This window comes from Pseudomonas morbosilactucae (genome assembly GCF_023241715.1).
GTDB lineage: Bacteria > Pseudomonadota > Gammaproteobacteria > Pseudomonadales > Pseudomonadaceae > Aquipseudomonas > Aquipseudomonas morbosilactucae.
This window is the reverse complement of sequence record NZ_JALQCW010000007.1, coordinates 79484-95482: the sequence shown is the minus strand read 5'-3', so window position 1 is coordinate 95482 and position 15999 is coordinate 79484. Positions and strand designations below refer to the sequence as shown.

Annotated in this window: 14 protein-coding genes and 1 pseudogene; 13 read left to right on the top strand and 2 right to left on the bottom strand. The window is 65.2% G+C overall.

What is annotated here, in order from left to right:
* Nucleotides 1–8: 8 nt before the first annotated feature.
* Both M1B34_RS04450 and M1B34_RS04445 read right to left on the bottom strand, forming a co-directional pair.
* Nucleotides 9–767, bottom strand: a complete 759-nt coding sequence (locus tag M1B34_RS04450; protein WP_123328844.1) for a slipin family protein — start codon at nt 765–767, stop codon at nt 9–11.
* Nucleotide 768: 1 nt separating this feature from the next.
* On the bottom strand, nt 769–2103 hold the full coding sequence (locus M1B34_RS04445; RefSeq protein WP_268264535.1) for an NfeD family protein: 1335 nt from the start codon (nt 2101–2103) through the stop codon (nt 769–771).
* Between the two features lie 211 nt (nt 2104–2314).
* On the opposite strand from M1B34_RS04445, the gene M1B34_RS04440 reads away from it, so the two are divergent.
* From M1B34_RS04440 to pgaB, 13 genes and pseudogenes are all read left to right on the top strand, one after another.
* Nucleotides 2315–2776, top strand: coding sequence for an aminoacyl-tRNA deacylase (locus tag M1B34_RS04440; protein ID WP_268261816.1), 462 nt, complete (start codon nt 2315–2317; stop codon nt 2774–2776).
* 36 nt (nt 2777–2812) lie between these two features.
* Nucleotides 2813–3061, top strand: a complete 249-nt coding sequence (locus tag M1B34_RS04435) for a DUF2789 domain-containing protein (RefSeq protein WP_268261817.1) — start codon at nt 2813–2815, stop codon at nt 3059–3061.
* Nucleotides 3062–3122: 61 nt separating this feature from the next.
* A complete protein-coding gene (locus tag M1B34_RS04430) occupies nt 3123–3368 on the top strand; it encodes a type II toxin-antitoxin system prevent-host-death family antitoxin (protein WP_123328848.1) in 246 nt (81 codons plus the stop codon).
* Nucleotides 3358–3639, top strand: a complete 282-nt coding sequence (locus M1B34_RS04425; RefSeq protein ID WP_123328849.1) for a type II toxin-antitoxin system RelE family toxin — start codon at nt 3358–3360, stop codon at nt 3637–3639. The genes M1B34_RS04430 and M1B34_RS04425 overlap by 11 nt, the downstream gene beginning before the upstream one ends.
* 146 nt (nt 3640–3785) lie before the next feature.
* The gene (locus tag M1B34_RS04420; protein ID WP_123329873.1) at nt 3786–4214 is read left to right on the top strand and encodes a MarR family winged helix-turn-helix transcriptional regulator; all 429 of its coding nucleotides are present in this window, start codon (nt 3786–3788) and stop codon (nt 4212–4214) included.
* A pseudogene (locus M1B34_RS04415) lies at nt 4211–6294 on the top strand (FUSC family protein). Before M1B34_RS04420 ends, M1B34_RS04415 begins: the two are co-directional and overlap by 4 nt.
* Nucleotides 6291–6500, top strand: coding sequence for a DUF1656 domain-containing protein (locus M1B34_RS04410; RefSeq protein WP_268261818.1), 210 nt, complete (start codon nt 6291–6293; stop codon nt 6498–6500). Before M1B34_RS04415 ends, M1B34_RS04410 begins: the two are co-directional and overlap by 4 nt.
* Nucleotides 6497–7387 carry an efflux RND transporter periplasmic adaptor subunit gene (locus M1B34_RS04405; protein ID WP_268264534.1) on the top strand — a complete coding sequence of 297 codons (891 nt, stop codon included), beginning with the start codon at nt 6497–6499 and terminating at the stop codon, nt 7385–7387. Before M1B34_RS04410 ends, M1B34_RS04405 begins: the two co-directional genes overlap by 4 nt.
* Nucleotides 7384–8832, top strand: coding sequence for an efflux transporter outer membrane subunit (locus tag M1B34_RS04400; RefSeq protein ID WP_268264533.1), 1449 nt, complete (start codon nt 7384–7386; stop codon nt 8830–8832). Before M1B34_RS04405 ends, M1B34_RS04400 begins: the two co-directional genes overlap by 4 nt.
* Nucleotides 8833–8925: 93 nt before the next feature.
* Nucleotides 8926–9558: an NADH:ubiquinone oxidoreductase subunit N gene (locus M1B34_RS04395; RefSeq protein ID WP_123328854.1), complete on the top strand. Its 633-nt coding sequence runs from the start codon at nt 8926–8928 to the stop codon at nt 9556–9558.
* 246 nt (nt 9559–9804) lie between these two features.
* A complete protein-coding gene (locus M1B34_RS04390; RefSeq protein WP_268264532.1) occupies nt 9805–11307 on the top strand; it encodes a YdgA family protein in 1503 nt (500 codons plus the stop codon).
* 203 nt (nt 11308–11510) lie between these two features.
* Nucleotides 11511–13988 carry a poly-beta-1,6 N-acetyl-D-glucosamine export porin PgaA gene (gene pgaA / locus M1B34_RS04385; protein WP_268264531.1) on the top strand — a complete coding sequence of 826 codons (2478 nt, stop codon included), beginning with the start codon at nt 11511–11513 and terminating at the stop codon, nt 13986–13988.
* Nucleotides 13989–14001: 13 nt separating this feature from the next.
* Nucleotides 14002–15999 carry a poly-beta-1,6-N-acetyl-D-glucosamine N-deacetylase PgaB gene (pgaB, locus tag M1B34_RS04380; RefSeq protein WP_268264530.1) on the top strand — a complete coding sequence of 666 codons (1998 nt, stop codon included), beginning with the start codon at nt 14002–14004 and terminating at the stop codon, nt 15997–15999.

The window sequence follows — 15999 nt, the reverse complement described above, 5'->3', positions numbered from 1 at the left end:
GCTTTGGGTCAGGGTTTGGAAGACAGGTCGGCCATGCCCTTGAGCAACTCGATGGGCAGCGGAAACACGATGGTCGAGGTCTTGTCGCCGGCAATCGCCCCCAGGGTCTGCATGTAGCGCAACTGCATGGCCCCGGGTTGGCGCCCGAGCATTTCGGCGGCTTGCATGAGTTTTTCCGAGGCCTGCAATTCCCCTTCGGCGTGGATCACCTTGGCCCGCCGTTCGCGTTCGGCCTCGGCTTGCTTGGCGATGGCGCGAACCATGGATTCGTTGAGATCCACGTGCTTGATCTCAACGTTCGCCACCTTGATTCCCCAGGCGTCGGTCTGGGCGTCCAGCACTTGCTGGATATCGACGTTAAGGCGCTCGCGCTCGGCCAACAGTTCATCCAGCTCATGCTTGCCCAGCACCGCGCGCAGTGTGGTTTGCGCCAGTTGGCTGGTGGCCATGAGGAAGTCCTCCACCTGGATGATCGACTTCTGCGGGTCGAGCACGCGGAAGTACAGCACGGCGTTGACCTTGACCGAGACGTTGTCGCGGGTGATCACGTCTTGCGGCGGCACATCCAGCACCACGGTGCGCAGGTCGACGCGGACCATCTGCTGCACCACCGGAATCAGCAGGATCAGCCCCGGCCCCTTGACCTGCCAGAAGCGCCCGAGCTGAAACACCACGCCGCGCTCGTACTCGCGCAGGATGCGAAAGGTCGAGGCGGCCAGCGCGATCAACAGCGCCAGCAGCGCACCGAACAGCAATTGCATGAACATGTCATCCTCCTCGCGGCGCCGCCGGGGCTGCCGTCACTTCCAAGAGCAGCCCTTTGCGCGCCACCACCCGCACCCCCTGCCCGGGGCTCAGGGGCGTGGCGCTCAGCACCTGCCAGTTTTCACCTTGCAACTGCACCCAGCCGTTGTAGGCGTTGTTCGCTTGCACCTGGGTGATGGTGGTGTGGCTGCCCACCAGGCCCGCATCGCCGCTGACCAATTGGCGCTTGCGCGCGCCCAGGGCCATGCTCGCCAGCGCCACCAGCAGCACCGCGCTGATCACCGCCAGGCCGACGATTAAGGGCAGGGGGATGCCATAGCCGGGGAGGTCGGTGTCCATCAGCATCACCGCGCCGGCGACAAAGGCAATGATGCCGCCGAAACCGATCACCCCGAAGGTCGGCAGGAAGGCCTCGGCCACCATAAAGGCGATGCCCAGCAGGATCAGGGCCACGCCGGCGTAGTTCACCGGCAGCAGTTGCAGGGCGTAGAGCCCCAGTAGCAGACAGATCCCGCCCAGCACCCCGGGCACCGCAGTGCCAGGGCTGACGAACTCGAAGAACAGACCGTAGATACCCAGCATCAGCAGAACCAGGGCCACGCTGGGGTGGGTGATCACCGACAGCACCTGGCCGCGCCAGTCCGGGTCGTAGTGGATCAGCGCGGCCCCCAGGGTGTGCAGTTGCACTTCATGGCCCGCAGCGTTCAGGGGCTTGCCATCGAGCTGTTTGAGCAGGGCGCCGAGATCGTCCGCCAGGTAATCCACCACCTTGAGTTTCAGGGCTTCCTGGGCCGACAGGCTGGCCGCCTGGCGCACCGCTTGTTCCGCCCAGTCGGCGTTGCGCCCGCGCAATTGCGCCAGGCCACGGATGTAGGCAGCGGCGTCGTTGATCTGCTTGTGCGTCAGGGTCTCTCCCGCCGAGTCGCTGGGTGATGGAGCGGGCCCGGCATTGAGTTGCACCGGTGTGGCAGCGCCCAGGTTCGTGCCCGGGGCCATGGCGGCGATATGGCTGGCGTAGAGGATATAGGTGCCGGCACTGGCAGCCCGGGCGCCGCTGGGGGCGACGTAGGTGGCCACTGGCACGGGGCTGGCGAGAATCGCCTGGATGATGGTACGCATCGAGGTGTCGAGCCCGCCGGGGGTGTCGATGCCGATCACCACCAATTGCGCCTGTTGTTCGGCCGCCCGGTTCAGGCCGCGCACCACGTAGTCGGCGCTGGCCGGGCTGATGACACCGTTGAGCGTCAGCACCACCACCGGGGCCGCGGCCCAGGCCTGAACGCTCGACAACCCGATCAGCCCGGCCAGCAGCCATGTCCGCCACCCGCACCTGTTCATCTGACCCTCCTGGAGAGTCACGCACCGCGTTTGGGGTTCGTTGATTGGCTCTATGGGTTGAGTCTAGTTGAGCCCGGGCTGGTTGAATTTTGTACAGCCAATAACGGCGCTGCCGTTCGGAAGTTAATGGCCTTGGGCCGGGTTGGCCGACCTAGACTGAAGACACAGCCCACCATTGCCCTGAAGCGGATTCAGGGTCGCGAGGTGCATCATGCGCATGGCAAAAACGGTGCAACGCAGCCTGGAACAGGCCCATTGCCAATTTGATCTGGTGACCCACCCCCATTCGGCCAGCAGCCTGGAGACGGCGCGGGTCGCGGGTATTCCCGCCGAGCGGGTGGCCAAGTCGGTGATCCTCGACGACCGTCACGGTCATTACCTGATGGCGGTACTGCCCGCCAGCCGGCACCTGGACTTGAGCAAGGTTCGCGGCAGCGGCGAGTGGCAGTTGACCCGGGAAAGTACCCTGGCCCATCTGTTCAACGACTGTGAGCGCGGCGCGGTGCCGGCCCTGGGCGAATCCTATGGCCTGGACATGCTGATCGACCCCTTGTTGACCCGGCAGCAGGACATTTACGTAGAAGCGGGCAACCACCACAACCTGGTGCACATGAGCATGGAGCAGTACCTGAAAATGGTGCCCCACGCCCAAGTCTGTGAACTCAGCCACTGACTGACAGCCCCGTACCCCGATGATCAAGGAGGCCCCATGGAATCACCGACCCACAGCTTGCCATCCCTGTTCAAACAGCTCGGCCTGGCCGACGACCCGGTGAGCATCGATCGTTTTATCGCCACCCATTCGCCGCTCAAGCCCGAGCTGCATTTGGCGGATGCGTTTTTCTGGAGCCCGAGCCAGGCGCAATTCCTGCGTGAAGAAGTGCTCGACGACGCGGACTGGGCGGAGGTGGTGGATCAATTGGATGTGTTGTTGAGGAAGGGGCGGGGAGGCGGATAAGTGCAGGTTGTTGATATGAGGTATTTAGACCAAAATAACGACCTTAATTGAGGTCGATAATATGCAAAGCATTCTGGCTGACAAAGCCGTCAGCGTCTCTGAATTGAAGAAGAACCCATCCGCTGTCTTGAGCAGCGCCCAAGGCGGGCCTGTAGCGGTGTTGAACCACAATCGCGTCATGGGCTACATGGTGCCTGCTGAGGTTTTTGAAGCCTTGATGGAGCGTCTGGATGATTTGGAGTTGGCGCAGATCGTTCGAGCCAGGAGCCATGAGACGCCTGTTCCGGTAAGCCTGGATGACTTATAGGCTTGAGTTCCTGCCTTCGGCGCGCAAGGAGTGGGACAAGTTAGGGCACACGCTTCGTGAGCAATTCAAGAAGAAACTCGCGGAGCGTCTTGAGGGGCCTCGAGTTATTGCCGATGCTCTGCATGGTTTGCCTGACTGTTACAAGATCAAGCTCAGGGCGTCGGGCTACCGACTGGTTTATCAAGTGATCGACGAGCGCGTGGTGGTGTCGGTCGTCACTGTTGGTAAACGCGAACGCGGAGCCGTGTACGAACGGGCGAAGAAGCGTTGAGGCGCGCTCCGGGATAAGCGCCTGATGACCCGCACTGGGTAATTGTTACAAAACTTGACTGAATTTATTCGCCAATGACATATTGATAGTTAGCAAACTAACAGTGTGTGAACAGTCTTGTGTCCAGCACCCTCGAAGCGCTCCAGATGAACATCAGCAGTGGCATGGTGGTCGCCGCCCGGCATTGGCGGCGGATCTGCCAGACCACCCTGGTCAACTACGGTATTTCCGAAGCCTGCGCCGTGCCCCTGTTGATGATCGGGCGCCTGGGCGAGGGTGTGCGCCAGGTCACCGTGGCCCAGGCGGCGGGGATGGAAAGCCCGTCCCTGGTACGTCTGCTGGATCAACTCTGCAACGCCGGCTACGTCTGTCGCAGCGAAGACCCGAATGATCGCCGGGCCAAGTGCCTGAGCCTCACCGCCAGCGGTCGCGAGTTGGTGCAGGCGGTGGAAACGGAGCTGGTGCGCCTGCGCCGTGAAGTTCTGGAAGGCATCGCACCGTCAGACCTGGAAGCCGCGTTGCGGGTGATTCGCGCCTTCGAATCGGCCGGCCCGCTGCCGGTGACCGGCTCTTGAACGGCTTCTTTACCGGCGTGCCCCCGGCGCGTGACTGGTTCTACGGCGTGCGCACTTTTGCCGCGTCGATGATCGCCCTGTACATCGCCATGCTGATGCAGATGCCTCGTCCGTATTGGGCCATGGCCACGGTGTACATCGTCTCCAGCCCCTTTGTCGGCCCCACCACGTCCAAGGCGCTGTACCGCGCTGTGGGCACGTTTATCGGGGCGCCGCGGCCGTGTTGTTCGTGCCGTTGTTTGTGCAGAGTCCCTATGTGCTGGTGGTGATCGTCGCCCTGTGGACTGGGGTCCTGCTGTTCCTTTCCCTGCACCTGCGCACCGCCAACAGCTACGCGCTGATGCTGGCCGGATACACCTTGCCGTTGATCGCCCTGCCGGTGGTGGACAACCCCCTGGCGGTCTGGGATGTGGCCGAGGCGCGTACCGAGGAGATCTTTCTCGGCATCGTCTGCGCGGCGGTGGTCGGCAGCCTGTTCTGGCCTCGGCGTCTGGCTCCGGTGTTCGTCGACTCGGCGGGCAAGTGGTTTGCCGACGCTGCCACTTACAGTCAGCGCTTTCTCAGCCGCCAGGTGCAACCCGAGGAAGTCAGTGCCTTGCGCGGCGCCATGGTCGCCACCTTCAACAGCCTGGAATTGATGATCGGCCAGTTGCCCCACGAAGGCGCGCGACCGCAGACGGTGCGCAATACCAAGGAACTGCGCGGGCGCATGATCCACCTGTTGCCGGTGGTGGACGCCCTGGACGACGCCTTGTACGCCCTGGAGCGCCGCACGCCGGAACTGGTGCAGCAGATGGCGCCGCTCCTGGCCCGCACCGAGCAGTGGTTGCAGGCCAGTGCCGAGGATGCCTCGGTGGCGCGCTGGCAAGCCTTGCGTGAACAGCTTGAAGCCCTGCAGCCCAGCCCCGAAGCCTTGGACGACCGCCGCCAGTTGCTGTTTTCCAACGCCCTGTACCGCCTCGGCGAATGGATCGACCTGTGGCAGGACTGCCGCAGCCTACAGCACGCCATCCAGTGTGAAAGCCAGGCCCCGTGGCGCGCCGTCTATCGCCATTGGCGCCTCAGCCGGCTGAGCCCCTTCCTCGATCGCGGGCTGATGCTTTATTCCGTGGCGTCCACCATCACCGCGATCATCGCCGCCTCGGTGCTGTGGATTCTGCTGGGCTGGACCGACGGCGGCAGTGCGGTGATTCTTGCTGCCGTGGCCTGCAGTTTTTTTGCCTCCATGGACGACCCGGCGCCACAGATCTATCGGTTCTTTTTCTGGACCGCGATGTCCGTGCTGTTCGCCAGCCTCTACCTGTTTCTGATCCTGCCCAACCTGCACGACTTCCCCATGCTGGTGCTGGCGTTCGCCGTGCCCTTTATCTGCGTCGGCACCCTGACCGTGCAGCCGCGTTTTTACCTGGGCATGCTGCTGACCATCGTCAATACCTCGTCCTTTATCAGCATCCAGGGCGCCTACGACGCCGACTTCCTGAGTTTTGCCAACTCCAATCTGGCCGGGCCCATGGGCCTGCTGTTCGCTTTTGTCTGGACCCTGATCGCCCGGCCCTTCGGCTCGGAGCTGGCGGCCAAGCGCCTGACTCGCTTCAGTTGGCGCGACATTGTCGGCCTCACGGAACCTGCGACCCTGGCCGAGCATCGACACCTGGGGGTGCAGATGCTCGACCGGCTGATGCAGCACCTGCCGCGCCTGGCCATGACCGGGCAAGACACCGGCGTGGCGCTGCGCGAGCTGCGGGTGGCCCTGAACCTGTTGGACCTGCTGGCCTACGCGCCGCGGGTGCACGGTCCGGCCCAGGCGTTGCTGCGTCAGGTGGTGGGCGAGGTGGGCGATTACTTCAAGGCCTGTCTCAAGGCCGGCGAACGCCTGCCCGCACCCACCGGCCTGCTGATGACCCTGGACCGCAGCCGTCGCGCCCTGAATGCCGCCGGCCACGACGACGGCGAGAGTCGCCTGCACTTGCTGCACGCCCTCAGTGGCCTGCGCCTGGCCTTGTTGCCGGGGGTGGAATTCGTCGGTGGCGCTGAACTCGAGGAACCCCTTCCCCATGGCATCGATGGAGCGCCCTTATGATCGGTGATCTGGATATCAGCGGGGTGTTCCTGCCCACCCTGCTGGTGCTGATGGGCATCACCTACATCCTGTACCTGCTGGTGCACGGGGTGCTCACGCGCTTGCACTTTTATCGTCTGGTCTGGCACCGGGCTTTGTTCAATGTAGGGCTCTACGCTTTGCTGCTTGGCGCCGTGGACTCACTCAGTCGGTACCTGATGACATGAAAAAACCTTTTTTGACCCTCGGTCGCGTGGTGCTGACGCTGTTGGTGGTGACCTTCGCCGTGGTGGTGGTGTGGCGCATGGTCATGTACTACATGTTCGCGCCCTGGACCCGTGATGGGCACATCCGTGCCGATATCGTGCAGATCGCCCCGGACGTGTCCGGGCTGATCCAGCAAGTGGAGGTGCGTGACAACCAATGGGTGAAGCGCGGCCAGGTCCTGTTCAGCATCGACCAGGACCGCTTCAAACTGGCCCTGCGCCAAGCCAAGGCGGCGCTGGCCGATCGTCAGGAAACCCTGGCCCAGGCCCAGCGTGAAGCCAAGCGCAACCGCGGCCTGGGCAACCTGGTGCCGCGTGAGCAACTGGAAGAAAGCCTGTCCCGCGAGGCCCGCGCTCAGTCGGCCCTGGCTGAAGCCCAGGTGACGGTGGACAGCGCCCAACTCAACCTAGACCGTTCGGTGATCCGCAGCCCGGTGGACGGCTACGTCAACGACCGCGCGCCGCGCAGCCAGGAGTTCGTTACCGCCGGGCGTCCGGTGTTGTCGGTGGTGGACAGCCATTCCTTCCATATCGACGGCTACTTCGAAGAAACCAAGCTCGACGGCATTCACGTCGGCCAGAGCGTGGACATCCGCGTGGTCGGCGACCGAGCGCGTTTGCGCGGGCACGTGGAAAGCATCGTCGCCGGCATCGAGGACCGTGACCGCAGCAGCGGCTCCAACCTGCTGCCCAACGTCAACCCGGCCTTCAGTTGGGTGCGCCTGGCCCAGCGTATCCCGGTGCGCATCGCCTTTGATGATGTACCGACGGATTTCCGCATGATCGCCGGGCGCACCGCCACAGTGTCGATCATCGACGACCGCAAACCGTCGGAGCCGGCGCAATGAACCCCGCTGCGCGTTGGACGCTGGCTGGCCTCGGTCTGTTGTTGTCGGCCTGCCAGACGGTCGGCCCGGATTACCACCTGCCCGCCGATGCCGCCGTGCAGCGCGATGACCTGCAAGGTCAACTGGCGACCCAGGACCCCAACGTGGTTTCGGCGCCGGTGCCCGGCGATTGGTGGCGGCTGTATCAAGACCCGCGTCTGGACCAGCTGGTGCAGCAGGCCCTGGCCTCCAACACGGACCTGCGGGTGGCTGCGGCCAACCTGGCGCGGGCCCGAGCCCAGGTCGACGAGGCCCAGGCGGCCGGTGGCTGGAGCGGCGGGGTCAAGGCCGGCGCCGAGCGCTTGCAGGAGTCCGGCGAGGCCTTTCTGTTGACCGAAAAAGTGCCGGTGGCCAACGTCGGCAACATTGCCATCAGCACGTCCTATCAATTCGACCTGTTCGGCACCCTGCAGCGCGGGATCGAGGCGGCCAAGGCCAATGCCGACGCGACCCAGGCTGCCGCCGACACCGCACGCATCACCCTGGTGGCAGACGTGGTGCGGGCCTACACGCAAATCTGCGCCGCCAATGAAGAGCGGGAAATTGCCGAGCACTCCCTCGACCTGCAAGCCCAGAGCACCCAGTTGACCCAGCGCCTGCGCGACGCCGGGCGCGGCGACGAGACCCAGGTCACCCGTTCGCAAACCCAATTCAAGTCCCTGCGCGCCGAGTTGCCGCGTTATGAGGCGGCGCGTCAGTCCGGGCTGTTCCGCCTGTCGATGCTTCTGTCCAAACCGGTGGAGCAACTGCCGGTGGGCACATCCAGTTGCGCCGAGCTGCCGCACATCGCTCAGTTGCTGCCGGTGGGCGACGGCGCAGCGCTGCTCAAGCGTCGGCCCGATGTGCGCCAGGCCGAACGGCGCCTGGCGGCGGCGACGGCCGAAATCGGCGTGGCCATCGGCGCCCTGTACCCGGACATCAGCATCGGCGCCACCGTGGGCAGCGTCGGCATTCTCGAAAACCTCGGCACCGCGCCGACCAATCGCTGGGGCTTTGGCCCGCTGCTTAGCTGGAGCGTGCCGTCCAACGGCGCCCGCGAGCGGATCCACCAGGCCGAAGCAATGAGCCAGGGCGCCCTGGCGCACTTCGACGGGGTGGTGCTCAACGCTCTCCGCGAAACCCAGACTGGCCTGGCCCAGTACAGCGCCCAGTTGCAACGCCGTGACGCCCTGGTCGAGGCCGAAGCCTCGGCGCAACTGGCGGCGGACCAGACCCACCGCTTCTTCCAGGCCGGCCGGGTGTCGTTTCTGGCCGACTTGCAGGCCACCCGGACCTACACCGACATGCGCGCGCAACTGGCGGCGGCCAACACCCAGGTCGCCATGAGCCAGATCGACCTGTTCCTGGCCCTGGGCGGGGGTTGGGAAAGCGGACGAACGCAAGGCTCCTCGGCCAGCAAACCCTGAGGCCATTGCTATGCTTTGATCTGTTGGACAGCGCCTTGCGCGAGACGCCCCCTCCAACGCTCTAGGCATGTGATGGTCATGGGGATTCCAATAATGAAAAACCCTTATGCTCCCGGCTTCTGGTGCCTGCTCTGTGCACTGGTGCTGCTCTCCGCAACGTACTTCTACGGCATCATGCTGGCCCACCAGATCGACATGGCCCTGGTATTTCTCGACAGTGCCAGCGCGTTGATCGCGGTGCTGGCCATCGGGGTCGTGGCCTGGGCCTCGTTCCAGGGCAACAAACTGAAAAAACGCCAGCTCGACCAGAGCAAGACCCTGGTGGCCATTTGGGACACCAAAGTGGCCCTGCGACGGGTCGAGACGGTCTTTGATCGCTACTTCTGGGGCAGCTACTGGCAACCCGGGCGAACCTTCGCCGAAGTGATGGGCGAACTGACCGGCACCCCGCTGGAAAAGAGCCTGGAGGCCTTGAAGCGCCAGTGCATCCTGCTCGACCAGCAAGCCTCGGATGGGCGTCACTGGCTGAACAATGCCCGGGAGCTGTCCGACGTCGCTACGGCCATGGCCCGCGAACGCTATCAACTGGACTTTTGTGACCCGCGCGCCCAGTTGCCGGGCGGCGCAGTCATCGACCGAGACTTTGAAGTGCTGGTCTACACCTGGACCGCGCGTCTGAAGAGCTTTGACCACCAGCTCGACGCCCTGGAACTGGAATTCAGCTGATTGCGCTTCATCCCGCTCCCCGGTCCACTCTGCCCAGGCATTGGCCGGCCCGCGATGGCGCTCGTGAGAGCACCATGGTCGGCGGCCAACGCTTGTCTGCCTGCTCCCTCTCAGCCATTCAGAACTGTGCCGGGGGCCTTCGCCAATGGTAGGCTTCGCCGGTTTACGCGGAGTCGAGCCGCAACCCGTCATGGGTTCAGGGAAGACCAGCACACCTTCAAACAACGGATATTGATCGGGTCAAACATGAATAAATCAGCAGGCGTACTGTTAGGAATCGTCGTCGCGGTCGGGGCAATCAGTGTCGGCGGTGCCTGGTACACCGGAACCCAGCTGGAAGGGGTCCTGAAAAACCAGATCGTCGAAAGCAACAAAGAGATGCAATCGTCGCTGATCGGCTACGACCTCACCGCCTCCCTGGAACTGGTGTCGCTGGAGCGTGGCTTGCTCAGCAGTACTGCCCACTACCGCCTCAAGGCCCAGGGCGAAATGGTCCACGGCGACGCCGAGTTCCTGATCGTCGACCACATCCAGCACGGCCCGCTGCCGTTTTCGCGCCTGATCCGCCTGAAGTGGCTGCCGGTCATGGCCACCAGCAACTACCAGCTGGAAAAAAGCCCGTCCACCGAGAAGTGGTTCGCTGCCACCAAGGACCTGCCGCCGCTCAAGGGCGCCGTCAACGTCGGTTATGACCTCTCTGCCGACGGCAACATGGAGTTCGCCCCCGTGGACGTGGCGATGGACGCCAACTCCAACCTGAAGTTCTCCGGCATGAACCTCAACTTTGTCACCTCCGACGAGCGCAAGAAGGCCAAGGTCGACGGTTACATGGACAGCCTCAAGCTGTCGGTCACCGCCGCCGACAAGCCGCCGGTGCTGGTTGAACTCAACGGCCTGACCGTGGCCAGCAACCTGGAAAAAAGCAGCTTCGGCTACTACCTGGGTCAGAACACCCTGGAGCTGAGCACCACCAAGGCCACCTTCGGCGAGAAGCAGTCGGTGCTGACCCTGAAGAACTTCGAGCAGAAGACCGCCACCCAGGAAACCGGCGCCACTCTGGGCGGCCGTGCCGACTACAAAGTCGGTGAGATCGCCCTGGACGGCAAAGTCATCGGCGCCGCTGAAATGCTCTGGAGCTTCAAGAACTTCGACACCCAGGGCAGCCTGGAACTGGTGCAGATCTACCAGAACCTGTTGCAGCCTTACCAGAAGGCCGCCACCGAAGCGGCAGCCCAGGGTGAAGAGGCGCCGCAACTGAAGATCAGCGAAGCCGACGAAGCCAAGGTACGCGCTGCGGTGAACAAGGTTCTGGAAGCCAAGCCGCAGGTCGCCCTGGAAAGCCTGGCCCTGAAGAACGGTAGCGGTGAAAGCCGTGTGAGCCTGGTCATCGACCTGGCCAAGCCGCAGTCCCTGGACCTGCCGACGCCGCTCCTGGCCCAGCAAGCGATCAGCCAGCTGGACGCCAAAGTGATCCTGTCCAAGCCGATGGTTGCTGACTTCGGCGCGCTGCAGGCGCAACAAGACGGTGTGACCGACGCCAAGGCCGCTGCCGACCAAGGCACCATGGCGGCGGAAATGCTCAGCAGCATGGCCCTGGGCACCGAGCTGGCCAAACTGGAAGGCAATGACATCGTCTCCAAGCTGCACTACGCCGCGGGTCAAGTGGAGTTCAATGGCCAGAAGATGACGCTGGAGCAGTTCGTCGGCTTCGTCATGAGCAAAGTGGGTGGCGCCGGCGGCTTGCGTTAAGCCCCGACCCTTATCCCCGGCACGTCAACGCCCGGCCTGCGCTTTCCCGCGCAGGCCGGGCGTTTTGTTTGGCGCGCCCGGCGCCGCGAATCTGAAGAAATATTGCATTCCCCTCGTCTGCCCCTCCTTGCGTGGAAGAATCCGCGTCGTACTGCCGTGCCGGACTGCATGACCCCGGCTAGCCACGTAAGGATGCTGACGCGATGCCGAGAATTGCCCACCCCGTTCGCCGCTTTGGGTTGCGACCTCTGGTCCGTCTGGCCTTATGCGGCCCGCTGCTCTGGTCCACCCTGGCCCTGGCCGACGCGACCTACGACGCACTGATTCATCAAGCCCGCTCGGGGACTACAGGGCCGGCTCTGAATTACCTGCGGCAAGTGCCGGACGCGAAACTGAGCAACGGCCTGGTCAGCGACCACCTGCAAATTGCTGCTTGGGCCGGCCTTGATGCCGAAGTGGTCGCGGTCTATGAAACCCAGGCTCGCCAACGGCCGTTGCCGGTCCAGGCCCTGAGCGCCACCGCCCGGGCCTATCGCAACCTCAAGCGCTGGGACGACGCCAGCCGCCTGTATCGCCAAGCCCTGGCCCAGGCGCCTGGCAACGCCGATCTGCAACTGGGCCTGGCACTGACCCAGGCCGATGCCGGCCAGCCCGCCGAAGCGGTGGCCCGGGCTCGGGCCCTGGTGGCGGCGCAACCCGACGATCCTTCGCGCCGGCTGGCCCTGGGCTATGCCTTGACCCGTGCCGGGGCGACCTACGACGCGCTGTTCGAGTTCGACCAAGGGTTTGTCCGCGCCGGCCAGCGCGCCGAAGTGGCTCGGGAATACCTGTTCGCCTTGCAGCGGGCACGTCTGCCGGAGCCGGCCCTGCGTCTGGCCCGGCAACGCCCGGGGCTGATCGAGCCGCTGGCCGTGGGGCGCCTGGAAGGCGACCTGGCCGCCGAACGCGTGCGCCTGGCGGAATTGCCGACGCGCAGCGAACGGGAGCGTTACGTGATCGCCGACCGTGCCCTGGCCGACTACGACCGTTTGCTGGCCCGTTGGGGCGACGACCCCAGCGCCACCGCTGAGTGCGTTCGCTGGCGCATCGATCGCCTCGGCGCCCTCAAGGCCCGGGCGCGCAGCGCCGAGGTCATCAGCCAGTACCAGGCGCTGCGCACGGCGGGTGTCAGCCTGCCGACCTATGCCCTGCGCTGGGTGGCGTCGGCCTACCTCGACCAGCGCCAGCCAGACGTCGCAGCCAAGCTGTATCGCCAGGTACTGGCTGCCGCCGATGCCGACCCAAGCGACCGGGTCGAGGACAGCACGGCGCTGTATTACGCGCTGCTGGAAAACCAGCAGCCGGAGGAGGCGCTGCAGGTGGCCAACACCTTGGCCCAGAGCCAGAACCCACGGGTCGAACTCAAGGGTCTGGCGGTTGGCAACCCCAACGACGAATGGATGGACAGCCAACTGCTGGCGGCCCAGGCCGGTGTCTACGGGGCCGATCTGTCGGGCAGCCAGCAGCGCCTGGAAAGCCTGGTGAACAAGGCCCCGGGCAACCTCGGCCTGCGCCTGGCCCAAGCCGACCTGTACCTGGCCCGGGACTGGCCACGGCGCAGTGAAAACCTGCTCAAGGAAAGTGAAAGCCTCGCCCCCCGCGACATCGGCCTGGAAGTGGCCCAGGCCCACACCGCCCAGGACCTGCAGGAATGGCGACAGCTCGATGCCCTGACTGACGATGTGTTGGCGCGCCACCCCGACAATCGCCAGGTGCAGCGTCTGGCCCGTCAGCGCCAGGTGCACGACATGGCCGAGTTGCGGCTGACCACCGACACCGGCAAGAGCTTCGGCGGCAGTGAGGGGGGGGCGGGTGCAGTTTCCGGCAGCCGCGACCTGGGGATCGAAGCCCTGCTCTACAGCCCGCCCATCGCTGAAGACTGGCGTCTGTTTGGCGGTGCTGGCTACGCCACTGGCGATTTTGCCGAAGGCACCGGCCATCACCGCTGGCAGCGCCTGGGGGTGGAGCATCGCAGCCGCGACATGACCCTGGAGGCAGAAGTTTCCCGTCATGCCTACGGGGTGGCCGACAAGCTTGGCGCCCGGTTGTCCCTGGCCCGAGACATCGACGACCACTGGCAATACGGTGCGAGCCTTGAGCACCTTTCGGCCAACACCCCGTTGCGGGCCCTCAACAGTGACATCACCGCCAACGGCGGCAGCGGCTTTGTCCGCTGGCGGGCCCATGAAGCCCGTGAGTGGAAGCTGGCCCTCAGCCCGTCCCGCTTCAGCGATGGCAACCGCCGCCTGGAAGCCTTGCTCAGTGGCCGCGAAGGCGTCTACCGCTCGCCGTCGGTGCAGGTGGACCTGGGCCTGGAAGTCGCCGCCAGCCGCAACAGCCTCGACAACACGCCGTACTTCAACCCGCGCTCGGACTTCAGCGTGCTGCCCACGGTGAGCATCAACCACCTGCTGTACCAGCACTACGAAACCGCCTGGAGCCAGCAATTCCAGGTGGGTGCCGGGACCTACAGCCAGCGCGACTACGGCACCGGCGCGGTGGGGCTGCTCAGTTACGGCCAGCGCCTGCTGTGGAACGACGTGTTTGAAGCCGGCGCCGTCCTCAGCCTGCTCAACCGGCCCTACGACGGCGACCGGGAAACCGACCTGCGCCTGGCCCTCGACCTTACCTACCGTTTCTAAGAAGAGTCTGCCGATGCCTTCGATCACCCGTTGCCTCCTGCTGCTGGGCGCCCTGGTCCTCAGTGCCTGCGCCCAGCCCGCCGCGGACTTCGTGCCGCCGGCCCAGCGCCCGTTGCCCGACAGTGAAGCGCCCTGGCCGAAAAACCAGGTGCTGGGCATTGCCTACCACGACGTCGAGGACCGCGACCCGGACCAGGCGGTGGTGGCGGTGCGCACCGAGCGGCTGATCCAGCAACTGGCCTGGCTGCGGGAGAACGGCTACCAGGCGGTGTCGGTGGACCAGATCCTCCGCGCCCGCCAGGGTGGCCCGGAACTGCCGGCCAAGGCCGTGCTGCTGAGTTTCGACGACGGTTACGCGAGCTTTTACACCCGGGTCATGCCACTGCTGCGCAGCTACCAGTGGCCGGCGCTGCTGGCGCCCGTCGGCGCCTGGGTCGATACCCCGGCCGGGCAGGCGGTGGACTTTGCCGGCGAGCGGCGCCCCCGCGAGCAGTTCCTGACGTGGGCGCAGGTGCGCGAGGTGGCCGCTTCCGGTCTGGTGGAAATCGCTGCCCACACCGACGCCAGCCACCAGGGCGTGCTGGCCAATCCCCAAGGCAACCTGCAACCGGCGGCCGCTACCCGACGCTATAACCCCCAAAGCGGGCGCTATGAAAGCGAGGCCGAGTTCCAGGCCCGGCTGCGCAGCGATGTGGCGCGCATCTCGGAAAAAATCCGCGTCGCCACCGGCCGCGCCCCCCGCGTCTGGGTCTGGCCCTATGGCGCCGCCGACGGCACCGCGCTGCGGGTGGTTGGCGAGCAGGGCTATCAGATGGCCCTGACCCTCGACGACGGGCTCGACACCCTGGAAAACCTGATGAGCAGCCCGCGCTTCCTGGTGGCCTCGGACCCGGACGGCCAGCGCTTCGCCAACAGCATTGTCGGTGTGCAAAGTCAGGGGCCGTTGCGGGTGGCCCACGTCGACCTGGACAACGTCTACGACCCGGACCCGGCCCAGCAGGAAATCAACCTGGGCAAGCTGGTACAGCGCATGGCTGACCTGGGGGTCAATACGGTGTTCCTGCAAGCCTTCGCCGACCCCCTGGGCGACGGCCTGACGCGTGAGTTGTATTTCCCCAACCGCCATTTGCCGATGCGCGCCGACCTGTTCGATCGGGTCGCCTGGCAGTTGCGTACCCGGGCCAACGTCAAGGTCTATGCCTGGATGCCGGTGCTCAGCTTCGCCCTGGATGGGGCGTTGCCCCGGGTTACTCGCTGGGATCCGGCCACTGGCCGCAGCGCTGTGGACCCCGATCAATACCCGCGCCTGTCGCCGTTCGACCCCGAGGTGCGGCGCCTTATTGGTGAGATCTACCAGGACCTGGCGCGGCTGACTTCGGTGGACGGCATCCTCTATCACGACGATGCGCTGCTCTCGGATTTCGAAGACGCCAGCCCCGGTGCCCTGCGCAGCTACGCTGCCAATGGCCTGCCGGACTCCCTGGCCGCCTTGCGCGGCGACCCGGCCACCCTGCAACGCTGGACCCGCTTCAAGAGCCGCTACCTGATCGCCTTCACCGACGAGTTGACGGCCCAGGTCCGGGCCATTCGCGGGCCCCAGGTACGCACCGCACGCAACCTGTTCGCCGAGCCGATTCTCAACCCCGAAAGCGAAACCTGGTTTGCCCAGAACCTCGACGATTTTCTCGCCAGCTACGACTGGACCGCGCCCATGGCCATGCCCTTGATGGAAGGCCAGAGCCTGGAGCAATCCGGCCCCTGGCTGGAGGCCCTGGTGCAGCGCATCAAGGCGCGACCCGGGGCCCTCAAGCGCACGGTGTTCGAACTCCAGGCCCGTGACTGGCGGCCACGGCCGGCGGTGGACCTGCCGGCCGCGCAACTGGCCGACTGGCTGGGCCGGCTCAAGCGCCAGGGCGCCGTGCACCTGGGCTACTACCCGGACAACTTTCTCGACGCCTCGCCGAACCTGGAAACCCTGCGGCCCGCCCTCTCCAATAAATGGAACCCTTGA